Source organism: Coprococcus sp. AM97-35, from assembly GCF_027697525.1.
GTDB classification, from domain to species: domain Bacteria; phylum Bacillota; class Clostridia; order Lachnospirales; family Lachnospiraceae; genus Allocoprococcus; species Allocoprococcus comes.
Genome location: NZ_JAQESL010000002.1, coordinates 222,708 through 246,101, shown reverse-complemented (window position 1 = coordinate 246,101; position 23,394 = coordinate 222,708). Strand labels below are relative to the sequence as shown.

26 protein-coding genes and 1 tRNA gene are annotated in these 23,394 nt (G+C 42.5%); 2 read left to right on the top strand and 25 right to left on the bottom strand.

Features of this window, described 5'->3' with window-relative positions:
- Positions 1 to 17: 17 nt before the first annotated feature.
- From dnaG to pap, 3 genes are all read right to left on the bottom strand, one after another.
- On the bottom strand, positions 18 to 1,793 hold the full coding sequence (gene dnaG, locus PG840_RS02965) for a DNA primase (RefSeq protein WP_195250099.1): 1,776 nt from the start codon (positions 1,791 to 1,793) through the stop codon (positions 18 to 20).
- Between the two features lie 84 nt (positions 1,794 to 1,877).
- The gene (locus tag PG840_RS02960) at positions 1,878 to 2,882 is read right to left on the bottom strand and encodes a deoxyguanosinetriphosphate triphosphohydrolase (protein WP_195501553.1); all 1,005 of its coding nucleotides are present in this window, start codon (positions 2,880 to 2,882) and stop codon (positions 1,878 to 1,880) included.
- Positions 2,883 to 2,885: 3 nt separating this feature from the next.
- Positions 2,886 to 4,349: a polyphosphate:AMP phosphotransferase gene (gene pap / locus PG840_RS02955; protein ID WP_270205221.1), complete on the bottom strand. Its 1,464-nt coding sequence runs from the start codon at positions 4,347 to 4,349 to the stop codon at positions 2,886 to 2,888.
- A gap of 278 nt (positions 4,350 to 4,627) precedes the next feature.
- On the opposite strand from pap, the gene PG840_RS02950 reads away from it, so the two are divergent.
- Positions 4,628 to 4,712: transfer RNA gene (locus PG840_RS02950), tRNA-Leu, on the top strand.
- A 291-nt stretch (positions 4,713 to 5,003) separates the two neighbouring features.
- On the opposite strand, the gene PG840_RS02945 is transcribed toward PG840_RS02950, so the two are convergent.
- The 10 genes from PG840_RS02945 to PG840_RS02900 form a co-directional block, all read right to left on the bottom strand.
- Positions 5,004 to 5,762 (bottom strand): prolipoprotein diacylglyceryl transferase, encoded by a 759-nt coding sequence (locus PG840_RS02945; RefSeq protein WP_270205220.1) that lies wholly within the window; start codon positions 5,760 to 5,762, stop codon positions 5,004 to 5,006.
- A 322-nt stretch (positions 5,763 to 6,084) separates the two neighbouring features.
- On the bottom strand, positions 6,085 to 8,157 hold the full coding sequence (locus PG840_RS02940; RefSeq protein WP_270205219.1) for a heavy metal translocating P-type ATPase: 2,073 nt from the start codon (positions 8,155 to 8,157) through the stop codon (positions 6,085 to 6,087).
- 14 nt (positions 8,158 to 8,171) lie between these two features.
- Positions 8,172 to 8,492 (bottom strand): DUF6110 family protein, encoded by a 321-nt coding sequence (locus PG840_RS02935; protein ID WP_270205218.1) that lies wholly within the window; start codon positions 8,490 to 8,492, stop codon positions 8,172 to 8,174.
- Positions 8,493 to 8,798: 306 nt separating this feature from the next.
- The gene (locus PG840_RS02930; protein WP_055155676.1) at positions 8,799 to 9,191 is read right to left on the bottom strand and encodes a Fur family transcriptional regulator; all 393 of its coding nucleotides are present in this window, start codon (positions 9,189 to 9,191) and stop codon (positions 8,799 to 8,801) included.
- A 27-nt stretch (positions 9,192 to 9,218) separates the two neighbouring features.
- Positions 9,219 to 9,587 (bottom strand): heavy-metal-associated domain-containing protein, encoded by a 369-nt coding sequence (locus PG840_RS02925; RefSeq protein ID WP_195250770.1) that lies wholly within the window; start codon positions 9,585 to 9,587, stop codon positions 9,219 to 9,221.
- A 1-nt stretch (position 9,588) separates the two neighbouring features.
- Entirely contained in the window at positions 9,589 to 9,720 is a 132-nt protein-coding gene (locus PG840_RS02920) for a hypothetical protein (RefSeq protein WP_008374867.1), read from the bottom strand.
- Positions 9,721 to 9,734: 14 nt separating this feature from the next.
- Positions 9,735 to 9,908, bottom strand: a complete 174-nt coding sequence (locus tag PG840_RS02915) for a FeoB-associated Cys-rich membrane protein (RefSeq protein ID WP_195250768.1) — start codon at positions 9,906 to 9,908, stop codon at positions 9,735 to 9,737.
- Between the two features lie 83 nt (positions 9,909 to 9,991).
- Positions 9,992 to 12,169, bottom strand: a complete 2,178-nt coding sequence (gene feoB / locus PG840_RS02910; protein ID WP_055155678.1) for a ferrous iron transport protein B — start codon at positions 12,167 to 12,169, stop codon at positions 9,992 to 9,994.
- Positions 12,170 to 12,218: 49 nt separating this feature from the next.
- Positions 12,219 to 12,437 (bottom strand): FeoA family protein, encoded by a 219-nt coding sequence (locus PG840_RS02905; RefSeq protein ID WP_055260881.1) that lies wholly within the window; start codon positions 12,435 to 12,437, stop codon positions 12,219 to 12,221.
- Positions 12,438 to 12,509: 72 nt separating this feature from the next.
- Positions 12,510 to 12,719, bottom strand: a complete 210-nt coding sequence (locus PG840_RS02900) for a FeoA family protein (protein WP_022220531.1) — start codon at positions 12,717 to 12,719, stop codon at positions 12,510 to 12,512.
- 298 nt (positions 12,720 to 13,017) lie between these two features.
- On the opposite strand from PG840_RS02900, the gene PG840_RS02895 reads away from it, so the two are divergent.
- Positions 13,018 to 13,383 (top strand): metal-dependent transcriptional regulator, encoded by a 366-nt coding sequence (locus PG840_RS02895; RefSeq protein ID WP_008374860.1) that lies wholly within the window; start codon positions 13,018 to 13,020, stop codon positions 13,381 to 13,383.
- A 129-nt stretch (positions 13,384 to 13,512) separates the two neighbouring features.
- On the opposite strand, the gene PG840_RS02890 is transcribed toward PG840_RS02895, so the two are convergent.
- The 12 genes from PG840_RS02890 to PG840_RS02835 form a co-directional block, all read right to left on the bottom strand.
- A complete protein-coding gene (locus PG840_RS02890; RefSeq protein ID WP_270205217.1) occupies positions 13,513 to 14,289 on the bottom strand; it encodes an ATP-binding protein in 777 nt (258 codons plus the stop codon).
- Between the two features lie 180 nt (positions 14,290 to 14,469).
- On the bottom strand, positions 14,470 to 14,826 hold the full coding sequence (gene rplT / locus PG840_RS02885) for a 50S ribosomal protein L20 (protein WP_008374854.1): 357 nt from the start codon (positions 14,824 to 14,826) through the stop codon (positions 14,470 to 14,472).
- Between the two features lie 34 nt (positions 14,827 to 14,860).
- The gene (gene rpmI / locus PG840_RS02880; protein ID WP_022220532.1) at positions 14,861 to 15,058 is read right to left on the bottom strand and encodes a 50S ribosomal protein L35; all 198 of its coding nucleotides are present in this window, start codon (positions 15,056 to 15,058) and stop codon (positions 14,861 to 14,863) included.
- Between the two features lie 33 nt (positions 15,059 to 15,091).
- Positions 15,092 to 15,586, bottom strand: coding sequence for a translation initiation factor IF-3 (gene infC / locus PG840_RS02875; protein ID WP_008374852.1), 495 nt, complete (start codon positions 15,584 to 15,586; stop codon positions 15,092 to 15,094).
- A 349-nt stretch (positions 15,587 to 15,935) separates the two neighbouring features.
- Entirely contained in the window at positions 15,936 to 18,458 is a 2,523-nt protein-coding gene (locus PG840_RS02870; protein ID WP_118217275.1) for a heavy metal translocating P-type ATPase, read from the bottom strand.
- Positions 18,459 to 18,549: 91 nt separating this feature from the next.
- Positions 18,550 to 18,858, bottom strand: coding sequence for a metal-sensing transcriptional repressor (locus PG840_RS02865; protein WP_117833980.1), 309 nt, complete (start codon positions 18,856 to 18,858; stop codon positions 18,550 to 18,552).
- A gap of 247 nt (positions 18,859 to 19,105) precedes the next feature.
- Positions 19,106 to 20,464, bottom strand: a complete 1,359-nt coding sequence (locus PG840_RS02860; RefSeq protein ID WP_270205215.1) for an RNA-binding domain-containing protein — start codon at positions 20,462 to 20,464, stop codon at positions 19,106 to 19,108.
- 114 nt (positions 20,465 to 20,578) lie between these two features.
- The gene (locus tag PG840_RS02855; RefSeq protein ID WP_270205214.1) at positions 20,579 to 21,376 is read right to left on the bottom strand and encodes a carbon-nitrogen hydrolase family protein; all 798 of its coding nucleotides are present in this window, start codon (positions 21,374 to 21,376) and stop codon (positions 20,579 to 20,581) included.
- A gap of 161 nt (positions 21,377 to 21,537) precedes the next feature.
- A complete protein-coding gene (locus PG840_RS02850) occupies positions 21,538 to 21,690 on the bottom strand; it encodes a hypothetical protein (protein ID WP_173824579.1) in 153 nt (50 codons plus the stop codon).
- Positions 21,691 to 21,998: 308 nt separating this feature from the next.
- Entirely contained in the window at positions 21,999 to 22,433 is a 435-nt protein-coding gene (locus tag PG840_RS02845; protein ID WP_270205213.1) for an NUDIX hydrolase, read from the bottom strand.
- Positions 22,427 to 22,615, bottom strand: coding sequence for a hypothetical protein (locus PG840_RS02840; RefSeq protein ID WP_147326313.1), 189 nt, complete (start codon positions 22,613 to 22,615; stop codon positions 22,427 to 22,429). Before PG840_RS02840 ends, PG840_RS02845 begins: the two co-directional genes overlap by 7 nt.
- A 117-nt stretch (positions 22,616 to 22,732) precedes the next feature.
- Entirely contained in the window at positions 22,733 to 23,209 is a 477-nt protein-coding gene (locus PG840_RS02835; protein ID WP_117823068.1) for an AAA family ATPase, read from the bottom strand.
- Positions 23,210 to 23,394: the final 185 nt, after the last annotated feature.

The window sequence follows — 23,394 nt, the reverse complement described above, 5'->3', positions numbered from 1 at the left end:
TTGTTTATATTCTATCCCTAATTAATGGAAATATGCAGTTTATGAAGGTCCTGCACTGCCTTCTTCGCATTCATAAGCCTTTGCAGCCCCTGAATGTCTGTCGGATCCAGATTCCGGGTTGCAGTTTCGATACTGTACTCCTTTACCCGGAGAATCGTCTCCTTGATCGCTTTTTCCTGCTCTCCCGCAGTCGTCAGCTCTTTGATTCTCGTATTGAAAAGTGCTGCCACCGCGCGGTGTTCCTCTTCCTCTGTAAAATAATTCATGATCTGCGCAGGATTCAGTTCTCCTTTTGCATGCTGTTCATACAGAAGTTCAGCAACTTTCCGGTACAGCTCCACCGTAAAATCCTCCGGCGTAACATAACGGCTTACCTGATCAAACAGCTCTTCCCTGTCGATCAGCCAGGTAAGCAGAATCTTCTGTGACCGGATATGACCATCCTCTTTTGGCGTTTCCTGGCGGATCGTCTGTCTCGGCTTTGTGGCCGGAGCTGCCATTCCGCTCTGGACTGCTACCTTGACAACCAGCTTCTTAAGTTCTTCGTAGCCGACGTGATAAGTCTTTGCCACCGCTTCTATGTAATTGTCACGTTCAATTTCTTCTTCAAAACGTGCCAGCCTTCTCGCCGCCTCTCTGAGGAATTCCGTCTTTCCTTCCGGTGCATTCAGGTCATAACCTTTTTCCAGCATCTCAAGACCGAACATAAAGCTGTTCCTTGCTTTCCTGATCCGCTCTTCAAATGCCTCAGCTCCAAGATTCTTGATGAATTCATCCGGATCCTTGTACGGTTCCATCCGGATCACGCGGGTCGTCACACCGGCCTCCCGAAGAATCGGAGCTGCCCGGAGCGCCGCTTTAGTTCCGGCTTCATCACTATCATAGGTCAGATAGACTTCATTCACATACCGTTTGATCAATGCTGCATGTCCTGCTGTGAGTGCAGTTCCAAGTGATGCAACTGCATTGGTAAATCCCGCCTGATGGAGCGAAATTACATCCATATAGCCTTCACACACAATAAAATACGGCTTTCTCGATGTTCTCGCCCGGTGAAGTCCGTACAGATTCCGGCTCTTATCAAAAATCAGAGTCTCCGGTGAGTTCAGGTACTTTGGCTTCCCGTCGCCCATCACACGCCCGCCAAATCCGATCACACGATTATTCACATCCATAATCGGAAACATGACACGGTTCCAGAATTTGTCGTAAACTCCGTGCTTTTCATCGACATTTACCAGACCGGCTTTGATGATCATCTCTTCACTATAACCCTTCATTTTCAGGTATCGAAACAGATCGTCACTGTATTTGCTGGAATATCCAAGTCCAAATGCGGTGATCGTCTCCTGGCTTAACTGACGGTTCTGCAGGTATTCTCTTGCCTGCCTTCCACCATCCGTCTTCAGCTGTGCATAATAATACTTGGCCGCCAGCTTGTTCATCTCAAGCAGCGCACTTCTCGTATCCGCTCTTTCTTTCGCTTCTTTTGAATATTCCTCCTGCGGAAGCTCCACACCGGCACGCTGTGCCAGAAACTTGAGTGCTTCTACAAAAGAATAATTCTCATACTCCATAATGAAGGTAAATACATTTCCTCCCGCTCCGCAGCCAAAGCAGTAATACATCTGCTTATCCCTGCTCACAGAAAAAGAAGGAGATTTCTCACTGTGAAACGGGCAAAGTCCGAAATACGAACTCCCCTGCTTCTTCAGCTTCACATATCCGGAAATCACATCTACGATATCATTTTTCGATCTTACTTCTTCTATAATCTCATCTGAATAATACATTATGTCCTACACCTTCCTGGCAGGGTTCGCGCACCTTGCGCAACCCCTACATAATATATATTCGACAAAACTTTTTTATTTCCTTTAAAATTTCCAAGATTGTGGAATAAAAATTTCTTCAAACTTTTTTACGGCAAAATTATCCGTCATTCCTGCTATGTAATCACACACTGCGATCTCCGGCATTTCCCCCTTCTGCAGCTGTTTCAGATACTGCTCCGGCATCTTTTCCATGTGCGTTTCATAATAAGAATACAGATCTTCGACCATTCGGATTGCTTTGTCCTCTTCGCCCTTTGCAAGTGGATTCTCATAAACATGGGTAAACATATATGTCCGCAGCTCCATCAATGCTTCACGGACTTCCTCTGACATGCAGATCTTCGGTTTGTCCATGCTGTTTACGATCACATCATGGGTAAGTGTGTTCAGACGCTCTCTTTTACTGTTTCCCAGAACCTTTCGCAGCTCTTTGGGCAGTTCCTCTTCATTCATGATCCCCGCCCTTACTGCGTCATCAATATCATGGTTCACATAAGCAATCTTATCAGACAGTCTGACAATCTGCCCTTCCAGTGTCGCAGGCATGCCCGCACTTTTGTGGTTGCGGATTCCATCTAGCACTTCCCAGGTCAGGTTCAGTCCCTCCCCATGTTTCTCCAGCACCTCTACTACACGGACACTTTGTTCATTGTGTTTAAATCCACACGGACACACGTTGTTCAGAGCTCTCTCTCCTGCATGCCCAAACGGAGTATGCCCAAGATCATGCCCCAGTGCAATTGCCTCCACCAGATCTTCGTTCAGCCTGAGCGCCTTTCCGATCGTCCGGGCGTTTTGCGATACTTCCAGCGTATGCGTCAGCCGTGTCCTGTAATGGTCTCCGATTGGTAGGAGAAACACCTGCGTCTTCTGCTTCATGCGCCGGAATGCCTTACTGTGCAGGATCCGATCTCTGTCCCTCTGAAAAACCGGTCGGATATCACACTGTGGCTCATTTCTCTTTCTCCCCCGGGAAGCCATGCTTAACGTGGCACAGGGGCTTAGATATTCCTTTTCTCTTTCTTCCATCTGTTCCCTGATCGTCATTTTTTATTTTCTCTCTTCTTTCAGTCGTTTCTCGATTGCTTCTGTCACGCATTCCAAAACTTTAATACGTGCATAGTATTTATCATTTCCTTCCACTACGATCCACGGTGCATGTGGCATAGAAGTCTTTTCCAGCATTTCTTCTACCGCCACCTCATACTGATCCCATTTTTCCCGGTTTCTCCAGTCTTCATCGGTGATCTTCCACTGTTTTTTCGGATTTTCCTGTCTGGCTTTAAACCTTCTCGCCTGCTCATCCTTGTCAATCTGCATCCAGAATTTCAGCACGATTGCTCCTGCATTTACCAGATCCTGCTCCATGGCATTGATTTCCCCATAAGCTCTCTTCCATTCTTTTTCGGTGCAAAATCCTTCAATCCTCTCTACCATCACTCTTCCGTACCAGGTTCTGTCAAATATCGCAATATGGCCGGCTTTCGGCATTGCACGCCAGAAACGCCACAGATAATGATGTGCTTTCTCTGTATCACTCGGTGACGCTGTCGGATTCACCACATATCCCCTCGGATCCATATGTGAAGTCAGACGTTTGATCGCACCACCTTTTCCTCCGGCATCCCACCCCTCAAAGCCAAGGACAACCGGGATTCTCCTGCGATAAAGTTCTCCATGCAGATGTTCCATCTTTTTCTGAAGCTCTTTTAAGCGTTCCTCATAAACCTCTTTTGGCATGGATTTGGAAAGATCCGTCTTTGCCAGAATGGATTCTGCTGTTTCCCTTTTCATTTCCGTTTTCTTTTCCAGACTGCCTTTTTCTTCCAGTTCCTTTCTTGCGACTGCTTCTTTCATTGCCTGGATCACCGCCTGATAAACAGCCACTTTGGCTTCTTTCTTCTTTGTAGCATTGATCACTGTCCACGGTGCGTAATCCGCATCCGTTTTCCGCAGCATCTCTTCATTGATTGCTTTATACTCTTTAAAATCATGGTTCCGCTTCAGATCGCCTTTGCTTACCCGCCATGCAGTATCCTTGGAAACAAGCAGTTTCTCAAAGCGCTTTTTCTGTTCTTTCCGGTCAATCTTTAAAAACAGTTTGATGATCACCATTCCATCATCCGTCAGCTGTTTTTCAAACGCACGGATCGATGCAAAATCCTTTTCCAGCTCTTTTTCCGGTGTTTTTCCTTCAAAACGTTCAATCATAACTCTCCGGTACCAGCTGGTATCAAAAATCGCAATTCTTCCCTTTTCCGGGATCTTCGTCCAGAAACGCCACATAAAAGGATGCATCCATTCCTCTTCCGTTTCATTTTTTACCGCATATACTTTAAAGCCTCTTGGATCGAGTGCCTGGATCAGATTACCAATCTGAAGCCCTTTTCCTGCTGCTCCATAACCCTCAAACGCGATCATCACCGGGATTTTTTTCTCCCTGCACACTCTTTGCAGTTCTCCAAGCTGCTCTCCCAGTTCTTTTATATCCTTCATTTTTATATTTTTCTCCATAAAATGCCTCCATTTCACCAGTTTCTGCTCTTATTATCCCCAAATTCATTGATAAAACGCGCAATTAACGCATACAATTATATATCATATTACTATATTTTCTCATAATAAGAAAGTAGATTTGTAAAATTATTGAATTATTTATCTTTTCGATATTTTTCGTAATATATTGCGAATTAAAATTTCTTTTAAATTTTTGTTGACTTTGTGTTTGGAATATAGTATTATAGCTTTTGTCAGCGGCGAGCAGTTAAAAAATAAAGCTCACTGAGTGATATGCGGAAGTGTCGGAACTGGCAGACGAGCAAGACTAAGGATCTTGTAGGCATTGCGCCTGTGTGGGTTCAAGTCCCATCTTCCGCATTATAAAAAGGAACCTCTGATTTTATCAGAGGTTCCTTTTTATAGTACCGAAGCGTGACCTGAACCCATGGTTCAGGTCTTCGCTCCGCTACGGTCGGCGCAGGGCATTCGTCCACTGGACGAATTGCGCCCCATCTTCCGCTTCCTTCATTTTTCAAATTCTCCGTTTTTGTTAGAAATTCTTTTTTTATACCAACGTACAGCTTAAATCCATGGTTCAGGTCTTCGCTTCGCTACGGTCGGCGCAGGGCATTCGTCCACTGGACGAACCTGGCTCCATCTTCTGCTTCCTTACCTTTTATGCCTTTTTTTATTTACCAGATACAATACAATTCCACCTGCTACAATCACCATGGAGATCCACTGGGAGGTTGAGAACATCCAAGCTCCTCCTCTGTTATCATTTCTTAAAAACTCAACAAGGAATCTTCCTACACCATACAGCAGCATATACAGAGAACCTACACTTCCCGGTGTACCGTCTTTTTTATTCTTCCTATAATATAGAAGTAACACGATCATGATCAGGAAATCGCCTGCAGACGAAATAAGCTGTGTAGGGATCAGTTTTACACCTGCCGGAGCAAGCCCACCTTCCGGGAAGACCACACCAAATCTGGAGGTCGTCTCCCTTCCATAGCAGCATCCTGCAAGAAAACATCCGATTCTTCCAAATCCCTGTGCCATCGAAATACTTGCCACAGCGAGATCAAAATATTCCAGAAAATAAAGCTTCTTGATTCTGCAATATACAATTGCTGTCAGAAAACCGGCAATAATTCCACCATATACGACAAACCCTTCTGAACCGAGTACCGTCTTCGGATCCCTGATAAACGTCTTAAACTCCACGATCACATATAGAATTTTTGCACCTAAAAAACCGCCGATTACACCGTAAATTCCAATATCCACAATTGCTTCCTGATCCAGGCCATTCTTTTTTGCCCGATAAGAAGCCATTGCCACACAACAAAGGATACCGATTGCGATCATCAGTCCATATCCATGTATCGTAAACTTTCCTATTGAAAACAGATTAATTTTCACGCTTTTTTCTTCCTCCCTTTTATCAATCTATTTATCATTGTATGGATTATCCCTTCATTTGTCAATCTTATCCTTTTGGATACTATCTGCTATTTTGTTACTGTTCACAGTACCTGTGACCAGCAACGCATCTCGCCATTTTAAATCGCCTTTGGCGATGGGCGAGATGCCATTCAAGATAAAACGTGCATCCTCCGTGCCAATCAGCGTAGTGATTGACACGGGAGTGAACAGTAACGCTATTTTGCCTCTTAATCCAGCAATGGGGCATGATTCAGAGAATCATCCCCCACGTTTAGAGCTATCATTAAATTGTTCTGCCTTACAGAAGATTCTTCATACTCTTCAGCCCAATTGCCAGAGTTGAAGTATTGTGTAAAAGTGCTGATGTCGTCGGCTGGATCACACCGGTTACTCCAAGTACGATCAGACCGGAATTGAATCCAACGATAAAGCGGTAATTACTTTGGATCCTCTTCATCAGCCTATTGCTGAGACGTCTTAAGGTCACGATCTGTCCAAGATCATCTGCGCCTACCGTAATATCTGCAATCTCACGTGCAATCTCTGCGCCATTGCTGATCGCAATTCCCACATCTGCCGCTGAAAGCGCCGGAGAATCATTGATACCATCGCCGATCATAATAACTTTTCTTCCGGCTGCTTTTTCTTTTTCTACAAATGCAGCCTTATCTTCCGGCAGTACTTCTGAATAATATTCATCCACACCGACACGCTTTGCGATTGCCGAAGCTGTACGGTCGCTGTCACCTGTCATCATAACAATCTTCCCAAATCCTGTTTTCTTGAGCTCGGCAACTACTGTCTTCGCCTCTTCTCTCAATGGATCTTCAATACAGATCACTCCTGCAAGCTGATTCTCGATTGCAAGATACAGATGTGAATATTCTTCCGGAAGACTGTCAAATAACTCCTGTTTTCCTTCCGGAATTGTACATTTTTCATCTTCAAATACAAAATGAGAGCTTCCGATAATTACATTTTTATCATCAATCGTTGTAGAAATGCCATGTGCAACCACATACTCTACCTTGGAATGCATTTCCTCATGATCCAGATTTTTCTCTTTTGCTGCATTTACTACTGCTTTTGCCATAGAATGTGGAAAATGTTCTTCCAGACACGCTGCAATACGGAGTAGTTCATCCGGTGTTCTTCCATCAAAGGGAACCACATCCACCACGGTAGGTGTTGCTTTTGTAAGTGTACCAGTCTTGTCAAATACGATCGTATCTGCCTCTGCCACGGCTTCCAGATACTTTCCGCCCTTTACGGTAATATTGTAAAGGTTTGCTTCACGGATTGCAGACAGCACCGAAATCGGCATTGAAAGCTTAAGAGCACACGAAAAATCTACCATCAGGATTGAAAGGGCCTTTGTGACATTTCTCGTCAGCAGATAGGTAAGAGCTGTTCCACCAAGTGAATACGGTACAAGCCTGTCTGCAAGATGTTCTGCCTTGCTTTCTACTCCTGATTTTAACTTCTCAGATTCTTCAATCATCGTAACGATCTTATCAAAGCGGCTGTTTCCGCTTACCTGTTTGACTCCGACTGTGATCTCACCTTCTTCGACCACCGTTCCTGCATATGCATAGCTTCCAACCGTCTTGCGGACAGACACTGACTCTCCGGTAAGAGATGCCTGATTGATCATCGCTTCACCATCCACGATATCGCCGTCAAACGGAATCACAGTTCCCATACGAATCACAATCCGGTCTCCTGCTTTTATCTTGGATGCAGGAACCAGAACTTCCTGATCTTCTGTCTTCAGCCATACCTTACTTACGTTCAGAGACATGGTCCTTGCCAGGTCATCTACGGATTTCTTATGTGTCCACTCTTCCAGAATCTCACCGATTCCAAGCAGGAACATGACGGATCCGGCTGTACTGAAATCCCAACGTGCAACGGATACACCGATTGCAGTCGCATCCAGCACCGGAACCTCAATTTTGCGTGCCCACAGACACTTGATTCCCTTCCAGATATACTTCAGTGACATGACCGATGTATAGCATGCATTCAGTGGATACGGAAGGAACCATTTTCTTGCATAATGAAATACTACTTTATTGAACAGCTTTTCCTGATACTGCGCATTCACTTCACGACCGGAAGTTGCAAGTACGTCTGCTGGAACTTCCACTGTCTGATAGTGAAATTCCTGCAGAAGACGAATTACATCTTCTCTGTCGCCGGTATAATTAATGACTGCATCACAGGTTCTGTCATATACCTTTGCTAATTTGACTGATTCATTGCAGAGCAGATAATACTGTAATATATCAGCCTGTTCATATGTCATTCTTTTTTGAGAAAGCCGGACTCTCATCCGGCCTTTCATCTCATGTTTAATTATAAACTTCACGTTCAGTGCGCCTCTTACTCTGTTACTTCGTTGAACTCTGTATTTTCAGCTTCTTCAGTCTCTGCTGCTGTATCTGCATCAGAAAATTCTTCCATTTCAGCAGCTCTTTCTTCGTTGATGTTCTTAGCTTCAGCGTAAATATCCTCTGCATTTTCCTGGATATTTGTAGCTGTTTTCATAACACAGTCTTTTGCGCGAAGAACTGCTGCTGTACAATTTGTGTACACGTTCTTAGCATCCTTGCTTGAAAGCGCTTTGATTCCAGCTGTTCCAAAAAGAACTCCTGATGCAAAAATTCCAACCTTTTTCCAATTTACTTTAGTAATATCAAACATATCTACGTACCTCCTGTTTTTTCATTAACGCCTATTATATGACACGAATCTGAAAATTTCCAGTCTTTTTTTGCTTCTGATAAATTTTCTCACTTTTGCGCAAAATCAGTTTTATCAAACTTTTTTTCATTATATCTGACACGAATTCGCTATTTTCACCTTAGTTTTTACACAACTTTTCACAGTTATCTATATCCATATTTATATAGAAGAAACTCATTTCCCGGTATCTTAAAGAGACAGATACAACCACGGTACCTGCCTCCATATCCGAACCGTTCCGTTTCAGAACGTTTTTTTACAATGTTATGCTTCTTTGAGTGTGATGTTTCTCACATTCTGTCCACCCGAAAATCCACAGGCATCCAGACCAGATTTAATTACTGCTGTCCATTTATCTTCCGGAAGATCAAGAACCGTTCCATCCTCCAGTTCGACCATGCATTCCATCTTATTGCCATCATCCGAAATACGATACATATTCTTGCGGCTGATCGCTCCAATCTGTTCCAGCGTATTGACCATACGGTATACCGTCGCCGGTCCGATACTCGGATCCTTCAGAGACGCCTGATAATAAATTTCCTTGCAGCAATTACATTTTCCTTCCAAAATAACATCGATCAGCATGAGTCGCTGCTTCGTAACCCTACAGCCACTTCTTTTCAGCTGCTCGATTATTCTTTCTTTCGCGTCCATGATAGCCCCTTTCCATGCTGTCGCCTGTTAGGTTCTGATATCAACTACCTTAAATCCTGCTTCCTCGACAGCTTTTTTCAGATCATCATCATCGATTTCTCTGTCATAGCTTACAACTGCTTCTTCTTTTTTGAGATTCACCTTTGCAGATGCACCTTCGATTTTGTCGATTGCTTCCGTTACACTTTTCACGCAATGATCACAGTGCATACCGGAAACCCTCACCGTCTTTTTACCGATTGCCGGATGATCCAGCACCTTTTCTTCAATCTCTGTCTTGATCAGTCCAGATCCACCACCACAGCAAGGGCTTTCCCCTTTAAAATGTTTAAGCGTACCCTTTAATGAAAAAATAAGAAGTACGATCACGATCAGAACAATAATTGCATCAACCATCTTATTCCTCATCCTTCCGGCGTTCACGCCATTTCTTTATCCATAAAACCAACTGATATATGCTGACTCCTACAAGATAAATGATCAAGAATGCTCCGAATGCATAGAACATAGAGCCTGTTGAACTTCCCATATGCCTTCCGCCTTTCAGTCTTTCTTCTCTGGTGCGGTTTTTCCACTACATCCGCTACACGAACCGCAGTTACCGCTGCATCCAGCGCAACCGACCGGTTTTCCTTCTTTATGGTTTTTATAACCTTTGTAAATCAGATAAATACAATATGCTGCGATCAGTGCCACTATCACAATATTTGCGATCATAACCTTCACCTTGTCTTTCTTTTACACTGGAAGCCGGACACAGGCTTCTGCATCCGGCTTCCGCCTTAAAGTTCTTATAAATCTTATGCGTTTACAGAACGTTTTGAATAAACTTTCTGATTTTTATACGGATCTGGTCTGAACAGCATGAAAAGGATTGCGATAAGGAAAAGGAATCCAACTGCTGTACCAACTCCGAATGCTCCGCCTGTTACGAATGAACCGATCTGATATACACAGAGGCATACGATGTAAGCGAAGATGTTCTGGAAGAGAATTGCGAACCAGAACCATTTTCTTGACTGCATCTGCTGTGCCATTGTAGCAATTGCTGCAAGGCAAGGAGAATCAAGAAGGTTGAACATCAGGAATGTAAATGCTGCAATTGAGCTTGGGAACCAAGATGCAACACCAGCTGCTACGTTGACTGCATCTTCTGTATCACCAGATACATTTGCAAGTACACCCATTGTTGAAACAATTGCTTCTTTTGCTGTAAATCCAGAGATAGAAGCTGCTACCGGCTGCCACTCGCCAAATCCAAGTGGTGCAAAGAGCGGTGCGATCACGCCACCAATCATTGCCATAAGACTGTCTGCGCTGTCTTCTACCATGCCAAAGCTTCCGTCTACAAATCCGAATCCGCCAAGGAACCACATTACGACGCAGGCAAGGAACAGGATTGTTCCGGCTTTGATGATGAAGCCTTTCAGTCTTTCCCATACATGAAGGAGAACTGTCTTAGCCTGTGGAATATGGTACTGTGGAAGTTCCATTACGAACGGTGCCGGTTTTCCTGAGAACGGTTTGGTCTTCTTCAGGATGATCGCAGCCACAAGTACTGCAACAATTCCAATGAAATACATAAGCGGTGCGATAAATGAACTTTCCTGATATCCTGCTACTTCACCGGAAATAACACCACCCATCAGAGCGATAACCGGAAGCTTAGCTCCACACGGGATAAAAGTTGCTGTCATAATTGTAAGACGTCTGTCATTGTCCTGTTCAATAGTCTTAGAAGCCATGATTCCAGGAATACCGCAGCCTGATGAAATCAGAAGCGGGATAAAGCTCTTTCCCGAAAGTCCGAAATGTCTGAACACACGGTCCATGACAAATGCGATACGAACCATGTATCCACAGTCTTCAAGGATAGACAAGAAAAGGAACAGAATCGCCATCTGTGGAACGAAACCAAGAACGGCTCCAAGACCACCGATGATACCATCAACAACAAGTCCCATAACCATGTCACCGGCACCGATCGCTGAAAGTGCGCTTGTTGCTGCATCCTGAATTGCTACTACAAATACATCATTTGTCCAGTCTGTTACAAAGGTACCGACTGTCGTTACAGAAACATAATATACGATCCACATTACCAGCATAAAGATCGGGATTCCGAGGAACCGGTTGGTAACGATACGGTCGATCTTGTCAGAAGTTGTAAGCTTTTCTTTTCCCTTCTGAACAGTTGTTGAAACAATCTTCTGGATGAATTTGTAACGTTCGTCTGTTACAATACTTTCCATATCATCGTCATGTTTCTTTTCAAGAGCTTTTCTCTGTGCTTCCACCGTCTGGGCTGCCGCACCGGAAAGTTTCATGCTCTCTACTACCTTGCTGTCGTTCTCAAGGAATTTTACAGCGTACCATCTCTTCTTCTCTTCTGAAACAGAACTCGGAAGAACGCTCTTAACTTCTGCCACAGCACCTTCCAGCTCTGCTGAGAAGATATCTTTCGGAAGATCGATTTCTGACTTCTTAGCAACTTTTACTGCTTCATCGATCAGTTTGTCAAGTCCTTCACCTTTCAGCGCAGATGTCTCGATAATCGGACAGTCAAGTAGCATTGAAAGTCTCTTCACATCAATCTTGATTCCTCTCTTCGCAAGAAGATCTGCCATGTTCAGTGCAATAACAACCGGAACGCCTGTCTCGATCAGCTGAGTTGTCAGATACAGGTTACGTTCAATATTGGTTGCATCCACCAGATCAATGATCACATCCGGATTTTCTTTCAGCACATAGTCACGGCTGACGACCTCTTCCAGTGTATATGGAGACATTGAATAGATACCCGGAAGGTCAGTTACGATAACTTCTTCCTTTGTCTTCTTACTTTTTAATTTACCCTCTTTTTTCTCTACAGTAACCCCTGGCCAGTTACCAACATACTGGTTGGCTCCTGTGAGCGCGTTAAACATGGTAGTTTTACCGCAGTTCGGGTTTCCGGCAAGTGCAATTTTAATTGCCATTCCTTTTTACCTCCTTGTTGTACTACTCTCATGCATAATTATGTATATGCTATTTTACCTGCACACACTGTGCATCATCTTTTCTTACTGTAAGTTCATATCCTCTTACAGTAATCTCAACAGGATCACCGAGAGGCGCAACTTTTCTGATGTACAGCTCGCTTCCTTTTGTTATGCCCATGTCCATAATACGGCGTTTGTAAGCTCCGTCTCCTTCAATCTTGGTCACAACAACAGTGCTTCCAACCTTTGCATCACCTAAAGTCATTGTCGTATCTCCTTTCCTTTAAGCTTCGTAATACAGAATATATATGCAGCGGACCCATCGACCAGCCAGAGGCTAGATCATGATATGCCGCGCCATATCAGAATTAACCGCAACACGTGAATCCTTGATGTTCACGATCACATTACCACCGATTGCAGAAACAACTGTAATTTCTGCACCTGCTACAAATCCGAGATTCGCAAGGAATCGCCTTGTTTCTTCATTTCCACCAATTCTCTTGATCTCATTTACTTCACCAATATTCGCCATCGTTAAAGGCATAATCCCTACCTCCTGTTCTTTTGCGTATTTGGAATTTTGAATGATAATTTTTTTCATTACCAACTTTTGTTCATTAGTTAGTATATGCTAACATTTGTGTGTTGTCAAGTATTTTTTTAAGTTTTATTAAACCATTGTTTTCTGTTACTCATTTTTGCCCTTTACAACTTACTTCTAATAGTTATAGCTTCTACTTTTTGCACAAAAAGAGCATTTACAGAACAATATTATTTGAAAAAAAATATAATCCATGGTATCCTATTAGATATAAGAATAAATAGTGAGGTGACCGGAATAAATGGCTAAAAATGAATCTTCCGAAAATTATCTTGAAGCAATATTGATGTTAAGTAAAAAATTACCTGTCGTACGTTCCGTAGATATTGCCAACGAACTTGGTTTCAAAAAATCAAGCGTCAGCATCGCCATGAAGAAACTTCGTCAGGAGAATCATATTACCGTAACAGATGCAGGTTTTATCTATCTTACCGATTCAGGAAAAGAGATCGCGAACATGATCTATGAACGGCATGAATTTATTTCAAAATGGCTGATCGAACTCGGTGTCCCAGAAGAAATCGCTACAGATGATGCCTGCCAGATGGAGCACGTGATCAGCAGAGAAAGCTTTAACGCAATCAAAGAATATGTACGAACACATTAGTAAATGCGTCAGAAAAGGCCGAAAAGTTTATAACTTTTCAGCCTTTTTCTTTGCCCTTTTGCAGACTCTACAGATTTACCGCAACATATTTCATATGCTGTTTTCCGTAATGAAATTACTTTACTGATATTATTCATCAAGGATCTGTCCGTCAAGCGATAAGGTCACGACCTGCCACGGAATAAATTTACCGCTTTCCTGAAGCGCTTTCTTAGCCGCCAGCTCAAGTCCGCCACAACAAGGTACTTCCATCCGCACAATCGTCACACTCTTAATATTATTGTTCTTAATAATCTCCGTCAGCTTCTCCGAATAATCCACATTATCCAGTTTTGGACATCCAATCAAAGTCACATGCCCTTTGATAAAACGATTGTGAAAATCTCCATAAGCATAGGCACTGCAATCTGCAGCGACCAGAAGCTTCGCCCCGTCAAAATATGGTGCATTCACCGGTGCAAGCTTAATCTGTACCGGCCACTGGGAAAGCATACTCTTATTCACGCTTTTCGCCGTCTCCCTTCCTTCCTCTTCGCTCTCTGCATTCTGCATACTCTCCTCTCTGTTCATCATACGCATGCGGGTTCCAGGACATCCCCCTGCAAATGGTTTTACCGGTGCTTTAGGTCCTTCTCCCGCATTCTGCTTTGTGGCCTCTTCCTGCTGCTTTTTAAGCATATTCTGCTTCACAGCCTCCGCATCATAAGCCGCCGCCTCACGCTCTACAAAATGAATGGCATCCACCGGACAATTCGGCAGACAGTCTCCCAGCCCGTCGCAATAATCATCTCTCATCAGCTTTGCTTTCCCATTTACCATAGAAATAGCCCCCTCATGGCAGGCCTTTGCACAAGCTCCACACCCATTACACTTCTCCTCATCTATCTGAATAATTCTACGAATCATATTCCTTTATATCCTCCTATTCGAAAAATTTGTATTCCTTTAACTTTACCAGCTTATTTTAGCTTACAACCGCATTCTATTCTGTTGTTATAACAACAATCCACATAAAAAAACCTTGCGGATTCTCTCCACAAGGTTTTCCCTCTTCTCTCAAACTCTATACGAAATCGTCTGATTTAATTATGCAAGTGCCTTTTTAGCAACTTCAGCTACAGCTGCGAAGCCAGCTGCATCATTAACTGCCATTTCAGCGAGCATCTTTCTGTTCATATCTACACCGGCAACTTTAAGTCCGTGCATAAGCTTGCTGTAAGAAAGACCATTCATTCTTGCAGCTGCGTTGATACGAGCGATCCAAAGCTGACGCATCTGACGTTTTTTCTGCTTTCTTCCTGCGTATGCTGATGTAAGGGCTCTCATTACAGACTGTTTTGCAATTCTGTACTGTTTAGAGCGAGCTCCTCTGTATCCTTTAGCCAGTTTTAAAGTTCTATTGTGTTTCTTCTTAGCGTTCATTCCGCCTTTAATTCTTGCCATTACTTAATCCTCCTTCTATCTTTCCTGCCAAATCTTAGAGATATGGTAAAACTTTCTTCATGTTCTTTACATTTGTAGAATCTGTGATAGTTGACTGTCTAAGATTTCTTTTTCTCTTAGTAGACTTCTTTGTTAAGATATGGCTCTTGTAAGCTTTGTTTCTTTTAAGTTTACCTGTAGCTGTTGTTTTGAAGCGCTTTGCAGCAGCTCTATTTGTTTTAATTTTTGGCATGATGTTTTCCTCCTTAATATAGATAATTTATTTTTAACGTTTTTCAGTTAAAACCATGCTCAGGCTTCTGCCTTCAAGTTTTGCCGGCTTTTCAATGACAGCAACATCTTTCATCTTCTCAGCAAAATCGTCAAGAATATGTTTACTCTGCTGCATATGAGCCATCTCTCTACCACGGAAACGAAGTGTAACCTTTACTTTATTTCCTTTTGAGATAAATTTTCTAGCATTATTCATCTTCGTGTTCAGGTCGTTGGTGTCAATATTTGGTGAAAGACGCACTTCCTTAACCTCGACAGTTCTCTGTTTTTTCTTTGCTTCTTTTTCTTTTCTTGCCTGTTCGTATCTGTACTTACCATAATCGATAATCTTACAAACCGGCGGTTTCGCTGTCGGAGCGATTTTAACCAGATCCAGTTCCGCTTCCTGTGCCAGCTTCATAGCCTCTCTTGCTGACATTATTCCTAACTGTTCCCCACTCTCGCTAACCACGCGTACCTCTCTGTCGCGGATTTGTTCGTTAATCATTAAATCGCTAATTGTTGTGCACCTCCAATAAATAAAAAATAGTGAATAGCTGCAGACTATCCACTATCTATTGCATACAATACTTATATCCGGTATTATAAATTCAATATCAAACCGTTAGTCGCCTGATTGCGCTAAGGTGAGAGTGGATACTCTTCTTTGTTGTTCGCTTTACGCAAGTTATAATTTACCACAGATTTTATATGGTGTCAACACTTTTTTTATTTTTTATGAACCATTATTTTGATTGTTTTTTTCATAATAAATCAATCAAAATAATGGTTTTCTCCATGTTTTTCTTCTTTATAGTATTGTAATTTCTAACAATCTTTATTTTTCAGACTTAAACCTACTCAATCCCTGTCACCTTGTAATCTTTGTCTTCAACAGCTTTTTTCAGTACCTCATCAGCTACTTCTGCCGCAAGTGTTACTACCGCTGTTCCATTTTCATGGCTTACTTCTGCCGCCTCTACTCCTTCGATTGCTTCCAGAGTTTTCTTTACGGTTGCCTCACAGTGTCCACACATCATACCTTCGATTTTCATTGTTTTTGTCATTGTCTTTTCCTCCTCTATTTCTTTGACTTTTGACTTTATCTTCTTATCTTTGCTGGCATCATACATTTTAAACCAGTTCAGACGAAGTGCATTGGTTACGACACAGAAGCTTGAAAGACTCATAGCTGCTGCGCCAAACATCGGATTTAATTTCCATCCGAAGATTGGATACCAGATACCTGCTGCAAGCGGGATTCCGATCACATTGTAGAAAAATGCCCAGAACAGGTTCTCATGGATATTTCTTAAAGTTGCTTTACTCATACGGATGGCTGCCGGTACATCACTTAAACGGCTTTTCATCAGAACAACGTCTGCTGCATCGATCGCGATATCGGTTCCTGCACCAATCGCAATTCCCATATCGGCTCTGGTAAGTGCCGGCGCGTCATTGATTCCGTCACCAACCATGGCAACTTTTCCTTTTTTCTTTAATTTCCGGATAACGGCTTCTTTTCCGTCTGGAAGAACGTCTGCGATGACTTCATCTACACCCGCCTGACGTCCGATCGCTTTTGCGGTTCTCTCATTGTCACCGGTCAGCATTACCACATGGATTCCCATATTCTGCAGTTCTTTGACTGCCTTTGGACTGTCCTCTTTGATGACGTCTGCTACCGCAATGATTCCGATCAGCTGATCTTCTTTCGCAAAGAACAACGGCGTCTTTCCTTCTGCCGCCAGATCTTCTGCCTTTTTCAGCGTTCCTGCATCCACAGAAGTCTTTGTCTGGATAAATTTCTTATTTCCACCATAAATCGTCTTTCCTGCAAGAACTGCGGAAAGTCCGTTTCCAGGTACTGCCTGGAAGTCTTCTACTTCCTCCGCATCCAGTCTGCGCTCTTGGGCTTCCTGCAAAATTGCATGTGCCAGTGGGTGCTCGCTCTTTCTTTCCAGTGCATAAGCAAATCCCAAAAGTTCTTCCTCCGAGATACCCTCTGCCGGTATCATATCCGTTACTTTCGGTTCCCCGCTTGTGATGGTTCCGGTCTTGTCCAAAGCTACGATCTGCATTTTACCGGTCTCTTCCAGAGATACCGCCGTCTTGAACATGATTCCGTTCTTTGCGCCCATTCCGTTACCAACCATAATGGCAACCGGTGTGGCAAGTCCCAGTGCACAAGGGCAACTGATAACGAGTACGGAAATACCTCTTGCCAGTGCGAATCCAACACTCTGACCTGCGATCAACCATACGATAATTGTAATCACTGCAATCGTAATAACCGCCGGCACAAATATTCCGGATACACGGTCTGCAATCTTTGCGATCGGTGCTTTGGTTGCCGCCGCATCACTGACCATCTGAATGATCTGTGAAAGTGTGGTATCTTCCCCAACTCTGGTTGCCTCGCATTTGAGGAAACCGGACTGGTTCATGGTTGCAGCAGATACCTTGTCACCTTCTGCTTTATCAACCGGAATACTCTCTCCGGTAAGTGCTGCTTCATTGACTGCACTGGTTCCTTCCAGCACGATACCGTCTACCGGTATATTTTCACCCGGTCTTACTACAAAGATATCGCCTTTTTTCACCTGATCGATGGAAACCTCTGTCTCCACACCATTTTTCAGGACAACAGCTGTCTTCGGAGCCAGCTTCATCAGACTCTTTAATGCATCTGTTGTCTTTCCTTTGGAATGCGCTTCCAGCATCTTTCCGACTGTGATAAGCGTCAAGATCATGGCTGCTGATTCAAAATAGAACTCATGCATATAAGACATGACTCCTTCCATATCCATCTTCATCTGTGCATCGGTCATTGCAAACAATGCATAGGTGCTGTATACAAAGGATGCCCCTGATCCCAGTGCAACCAGAGTATCCATGTTCGGTGCACCATGAAGGAGTCCCTTAAATCCATTGATGAAGAACTTCTGGTTGATCACCATGATAATTCCGGTAAATAACAGCTGGATCAGTCCCATTGCTACATGATTGCCAGCCAGAAATCCCGGCAGTGGCCAGTTCCACATCATATGACCCATGGAAATGTACATCAGTGGGATCAGGAAACAAAGAGATGCGATCAGACGGCGCTTCATAATCGGTGTCTCCCTGTCTTTCAGGGCATCCTCGTCCATTGCTGTGCCCTTTTTGGCTCCTGCATCTGCTCCTTTTACCGAAGCACCGTATCCTGCTGCCTCAACAGCCGCAATGATCTCCGACTGGGATGCGGTCCCTTCTACTCCCATGGAATTCGTCAGAAGACTGACCGAACAGCTGGTAACTCCCGATACCTTCGATACTGCCTTTTCCACTCTGCTGCTGCATGCCGCACAGCTCATTCCTGTTACTGTATATTGTTCCACAAAAATCCACCTCACTTTTTGGCTTTATCTGCCATTTTTATATTGTAAAAATTTTCCTGCGCTTTTCATCTGAAAATCTATAACAATCCTGTTATTTCATCAGTTTCTGAAGCGTTACAACCAGCTCATCGATCGTCTCATCTTTTCCCTCGCGGATATCCTCTGCCACACAGGTACGGATATGATTCGCCAGAAGGACTTTATTAAAACTGTTGAGTGCCGCATTGATCGCCGATACCTGAATCAGAATATCCGGACAGTACGCATCTTCTTCTACCATGCGCTTCACACCTCTGACCTGCCCTTCAATCCGGTTCAGGCGGTTGATCATGTCCTTGTATTCCTTTTCAGAACGCTCTTTCGTCTTATGACAGTGACAACATTCTTTCTTTTCTTCCATGCGTCTCACCTCTTATCTTTCCTCTTTACGAGGGTCATTATATACCCCATCAGGGTATATTGCAAGAAGAATTTTCTCGATTTAAAATTTTTATATACAGCACTGAATGATGACTGCACAATGACACATTCTTGTACCGGGCACGTGTCTTTGGCACATCGTATCTTTTATTTAGCAAAAACTTTTTTACACACAAAAAGAACCTGCAAGTTTTTCAACCCACAGATTCTCTCGTATTGTTTCTATTTTAATATTTTTGAAGTGTATAATAGGTGCTTCTCGCTTTTCCATTCCGTTTCAGGAAATTCTTTTCCACAAGTCCTCTTATCACTCTTGCTGCAGTTGATGCACTTACTTTAAGCAGACTCACAACATCATTCTTTGTAAAATCCTCACAATTTTCGGCATACTCCAGAACTTTTTCTTCCTCATCGCTTAATTTCTGTGTATCCTCCTCATCCGTTTCTGGATTCTTTTCATCCTTCACTTCCGACTCCGGCGTATCTGTTTTTTCACATAGCACATTGATATTCGGTAATACAATTTTAAAAGTATTTCTCGTCGTCTCAATAACAGGTTTTTCTGCCATATCAGCGTAAGCCCCTATAATCTTACTGATTCCAGTACCATATGCTTCGATTAAATGCAACCGGTAAAAGACATTTGCAAGATCCGGATTTCTGCATATAGAAATACCTGCCATCACATCCTCCAGCTCAATTCCAGGCATCAATCCTCCGATTGATATAAATTCCATCCGGTCTTCATAAATACTGATCAATGCACTTGCACTAAACGCATAATCCCTGTGAACCAGCAAATTTAACAATGCTTCTCTGACAGCGATTTCAGGATAATCCCTGACATCTATCCGCAGCAACTTTTCAATTGTTGCATGTGTCTGATTATGAAAATCAATATAATCGTAGACATCATTCATCTGTTTCATCAATGCCCCTGAAAATTCTCTACGGTCTTTAAATACCGTCTGATCCTTTCCCTGAAAAACAGCTACTTTAATCGTGTGTACACACTGATCCGATAAAAGCATTGCAAGATTACTGTAAAGTCCATCCTTATCAATCAGTTTCAATGTCCGCATCTGCTGTATCCCAAACTCAACCTTACGAAGCTGAAATTCTTTCTCTGCCACTTCAAAAGTCAGTTCCTGATTCAGACTACGCATAGATTCAAAACGATCTCCATCTGTCTCTTTAATCATCTGGCGGATTGCCGCATCTGTAGCAGGAACAGTTGAATATCCCTGTCTGACATAGACTCCTTCTGGTCGCATTCCTTTTTTTGCAATATAATAAGGGCGATCCGTTCCACGTTGAATATCTACAACAACAATCTTTTTTCCATCTTCTTCTAATGTCTCATAATGTAAAAACATTGTGATATCCGGTTTGATCGCATCTCTGACCATATTACTGATCTGCAATGCAGTGCCATCTGGATTATCAAGACCAACTACCGTACCATCATCCTGTACACCAATATATAACTTGCCACCATTACAATTTGCAAAGGCAATAATTTCTTTTTTTATGTCATCAACTACTACTTCTTTAAGCTCTACTGTTTCACTTTCCCGAAAAATCATTTTATGCCCTCCTCAAATCATATAATATATTTATATTATATACAATCGTGTCAATTGTGTCAATCGTGTCATTTTTTAATGCAAGCAATCATATTTTGACACGATTCCGCCACATTATACATAAAACTCTTTTCTCCTAAGCCGAGTATAAGGTCTTTTCTCCCGCACTTTCCCGGATTTCTCCAAGTTAATATCCACATACACAATCTGCTCTGTGTCATCTGCCCGGGCAAGAATCTCTCCATTTGCATCGACAGCCATAGACTCCCCAGCAAAATCCATCTCCTCTTCCACCCCAACACGGTTACACATTGCGATCGCCACACTGTTCTGAAATGCCTGTACACGTACCTCCCATTCAAACATTTCCGAAGGCTCTGCTTTGGTATTCACCGTCGGGATCAAGATCAAATCTGCCTCCTGCAGGCTTTCCGTCCGGATGCTTTCCGGGTAATGTCTGTCAAAACATACCACAATCCCGATCTTTCCGAATTCCGTGTTAAAGACATGAAATCCATCATCTGACGGGGTATAATAATCCTGCTCATAAAACTGCTCTACCTGCGCAACATGCACCATTTTCTGTATTCCTATGACTTCTCCACTGCGGTCGATCAGAATACTCGCATCGTATGTACCATTTGCTTCCCGCAGATATAAGTTTGGCACTGCCATAATCTGATGCTTTTTGCAGGCATCACAGAATTTTTTTACAATCTCATCTTCTATAGATACGGAATAACTGCTTACATCCCTTCCCAGATATTGCGGAAAAAATTCCGTAAGCTGCACTTCCGGGAACAGCACAAGCTCTGCTCCCTTTTCTGCTGCTTCTGCAATCGCATGCAGACTTTTTTCCATATTCTTTTCTACACTTCCCGAATTTGACATTTGTATCATCGCAAGCCTCATGTTAAATATCCTCCTTACCTCCTTTTACTCCAAAATCAGATATTTCTTCTTATCTGCTGAAGTAAGATTTTTCCCGTTAAGCAAAAAACGAACAGCGAGTTACCTCTTCACGATTTTTGTCGTTACAAGCGGCAACTCCCTGTCTTTTATCTTCTTACTGTTTATTTAAAAGAAACATTCTCAATAATCACCTGATCAAACATCCTATGAAGTACTCTGCCCTGTTCATCTTCTCCGTTTCCATTCTGATAAACATTTGCTGCATAAACATCATACAAAACTTCTGCTCGCTCCGCATCATCCAGTCCATTCAAGAATTCTGCGATTCCTTCATAAATGGCTCCTGCCAGATCTCCTTCCTGCGGATTATTTTCAACATACCACTCATAGTTTGTCTCGTTTTGTTCCTTCGCACTTTCTTTCTCTTCATCTCTTTTTCTCCCTGTTCATTACACTTCACCTTTAAATAAAAGCGTAAGCTTATTATACCCCCGGTAATTTTCGTCAATTTCTTATTATTTACAAGGCAAAAAGATTTACCACGGAATATTCTTCCATTGTAAAGGAATCCCGATTTCCTATATCGTAAGACGGGATCGCACATCTGCATGCAGCTACATTATCAAACGTGCCCTCTTCTTGCCGCTTCTTCAATCAGCTTCGGCTGAATTAAAGGATATGTCCAGTCTTTTATCAGTTCATCGCATATGACAATTTTCTCAATTTCACTATGTATCTCTTCAAATGAAAAAATATCTGCCACATAAAGCATTCCAAAGGTCTCTTTTTCTTCATCTTTGTTGACTCTCGTTTTCCCTTTTACGGAATATACGCAAATTGGCTCGATCTTAAAGTCCACCGCTCCTGTTTCTTCTTTTAATTCTCGTTTTGCCGCTTCTTCAATAGTCTCTCCTGCTTCTCTGTGTCCTCCAGGCACTTCGTAGGTATCCCTTTCTTTGTGTTTGCAAAATACCCATTTTTCGCCAGTTCTGGCAATGATTACAGCAAAATCTAATTGCGAATCTTCTATTTTGTCATAAAATCTGACCTCTAGCATATTTCTTCCTCACAATTCCATTCAAGCATAAATTCTTCTATGTATGTCGTCATGAATTTTTCTCTTCTTTCTGCAATTTTTCTGGCACTATCCGTATTCATTAAATCTTTCAGTAAAAATAATTTTTCATAAAAATGATTGATCGAAGTCGTAGTTCCATTTTGATATTGTACTTTATTCATCCCAATCCTTGGAAGAATATCAGGATTATACATTTCCCGGTTATGATTTCCTCCATACGCAAATGCTCTCGCAATACCGATTGCTCCAAGCGCATCAAGTCGATCTGCATCCTGAACTCATTTCCATGCATCTATCTCTTCCCGCGATTTGAATATAATAATATTTTTATTCTTATATTTTCTTAACATCTCATTGATTTCCGGTATTTCATCCCTTGAAAAATTGATAATAAAATCTCTGAATTCTGCTGACAGTTCTTCTTCCTGCCATGGCATATCTTCTCTTTCACTTCCAATACGCCCTTCCGCGCCCGCAAGACACACATTTGTTGGCAGATCTAAAAAGAATACCGTATCACATTCTTCAAAACGCATTTCAAGTGTTCTTCCATAATTACCATCGATAATCCATTCTTCCTGCTTTATAATCTCAGATAATTTTGCATCGAATTCCTGCTTTGTTATCGTTGTCCTGTCCGGCTTATGCCAGATCATATCAAGATAATACAATGGAAGTCCTGTTTTGTCTCTGAGTTTTCTTGCAAATGTACTTTTCCCCGCACCGGGACACCCAAGTATCAGAACTTTTTTCATATTTATCTCCTAATCCTTTTCCTAATTAAATGTTAGACTCGTTGATTCATTTTTTATTTTTGAAGTTTATAGTCATCATACACCGTTAAAGAAGCCAACCTCAGTATATCACACCCCCCAGCGGCATTCCTCCACATATCTACTCTGGACATATGAACCATTTCCTTCATTCCGTACATATATCC

Excerpts from the sequence above, each read along its gene's own strand:
- dnaG (WP_195250099.1), bottom strand. The coding sequence starts at position 1,793 with ATGTATTATTCAGATGAGATTATAGAAGAAGTAAGATCGAAAAATGAT.
- PG840_RS02960 (WP_195501553.1), bottom strand. The coding sequence starts at position 2,882 with ATGACGATCAGGGAACAGATGGAAGAAAGAGAAAAGGAATATCTAAGC.
- pap (WP_270205221.1), bottom strand. The coding sequence starts at position 4,349 with ATGGAGAAAAATATAAAAATGAAGGATATAAAAGAACTGGGAGAGCAG.
- PG840_RS02935 (WP_270205218.1), bottom strand. The coding sequence starts at position 8,492 with ATGTTTGATATTACTAAAGTAAATTGGAAAAAGGTTGGAATTTTTGCA.
- PG840_RS02930 (WP_055155676.1), bottom strand. The coding sequence starts at position 9,191 with ATGGACGCGAAAGAAAGAATAATCGAGCAGCTGAAAAGAAGTGGCTGT.
- PG840_RS02925 (WP_195250770.1), bottom strand. The coding sequence starts at position 9,587 with ATGGTTGATGCAATTATTGTTCTGATCGTGATCGTACTTCTTATTTTT.
- PG840_RS02920 (WP_008374867.1), bottom strand. The coding sequence starts at position 9,720 with ATGGGAAGTTCAACAGGCTCTATGTTCTATGCATTCGGAGCATTCTTG.
- PG840_RS02915 (WP_195250768.1), bottom strand. The coding sequence starts at position 9,908 with ATGATCGCAAATATTGTGATAGTGGCACTGATCGCAGCATATTGTATT.
- feoB (WP_055155678.1), bottom strand. The coding sequence starts at position 12,169 with ATGGCAATTAAAATTGCACTTGCCGGAAACCCGAACTGCGGTAAAACT.
- PG840_RS02905 (WP_055260881.1), bottom strand. The coding sequence starts at position 12,437 with ATGACTTTAGGTGATGCAAAGGTTGGAAGCACTGTTGTTGTGACCAAG.
- PG840_RS02900 (WP_022220531.1), bottom strand. The coding sequence starts at position 12,719 with ATGCCTTTAACGATGGCGAATATTGGTGAAGTAAATGAGATCAAGAGA.
- PG840_RS02895 (WP_008374860.1), top strand. The coding sequence starts at position 13,018 with ATGGCTAAAAATGAATCTTCCGAAAATTATCTTGAAGCAATATTGATG.
- PG840_RS02890 (WP_270205217.1), bottom strand. The coding sequence starts at position 14,289 with ATGATTCGTAGAATTATTCAGATAGATGAGGAGAAGTGTAATGGGTGT.
- rplT (WP_008374854.1), bottom strand. The coding sequence starts at position 14,826 with ATGGCAAGAATTAAAGGCGGAATGAACGCTAAGAAGAAACACAATAGA.
- rpmI (WP_022220532.1), bottom strand. The coding sequence starts at position 15,058 with ATGCCAAAAATTAAAACAAATAGAGCTGCTGCAAAGCGCTTCAAAACA.
- infC (WP_008374852.1), bottom strand. The coding sequence starts at position 15,586 with ATGATTAACGAACAAATCCGCGACAGAGAGGTACGCGTGGTTAGCGAG.
- PG840_RS02865 (WP_117833980.1), bottom strand. The coding sequence starts at position 18,858 with ATGGAAGAAAAGAAAGAATGTTGTCACTGTCATAAGACGAAAGAGCGT.
- PG840_RS02860 (WP_270205215.1), bottom strand. The coding sequence starts at position 20,464 with ATGATTTTTCGGGAAAGTGAAACAGTAGAGCTTAAAGAAGTAGTAGTT.
- PG840_RS02855 (WP_270205214.1), bottom strand. The coding sequence starts at position 21,376 with ATGAGGCTTGCGATGATACAAATGTCAAATTCGGGAAGTGTAGAAAAG.
- PG840_RS02845 (WP_270205213.1), bottom strand. The coding sequence starts at position 22,433 with ATGCTAGAGGTCAGATTTTATGACAAAATAGAAGATTCGCAATTAGAT.
- PG840_RS02840 (WP_147326313.1), bottom strand. The coding sequence starts at position 22,615 with ATGAATAAAGTACAATATCAAAATGGAACTACGACTTCGATCAATCAT.
- PG840_RS02835 (WP_117823068.1), bottom strand. The coding sequence starts at position 23,209 with ATGAAAAAAGTTCTGATACTTGGGTGTCCCGGTGCGGGGAAAAGTACA.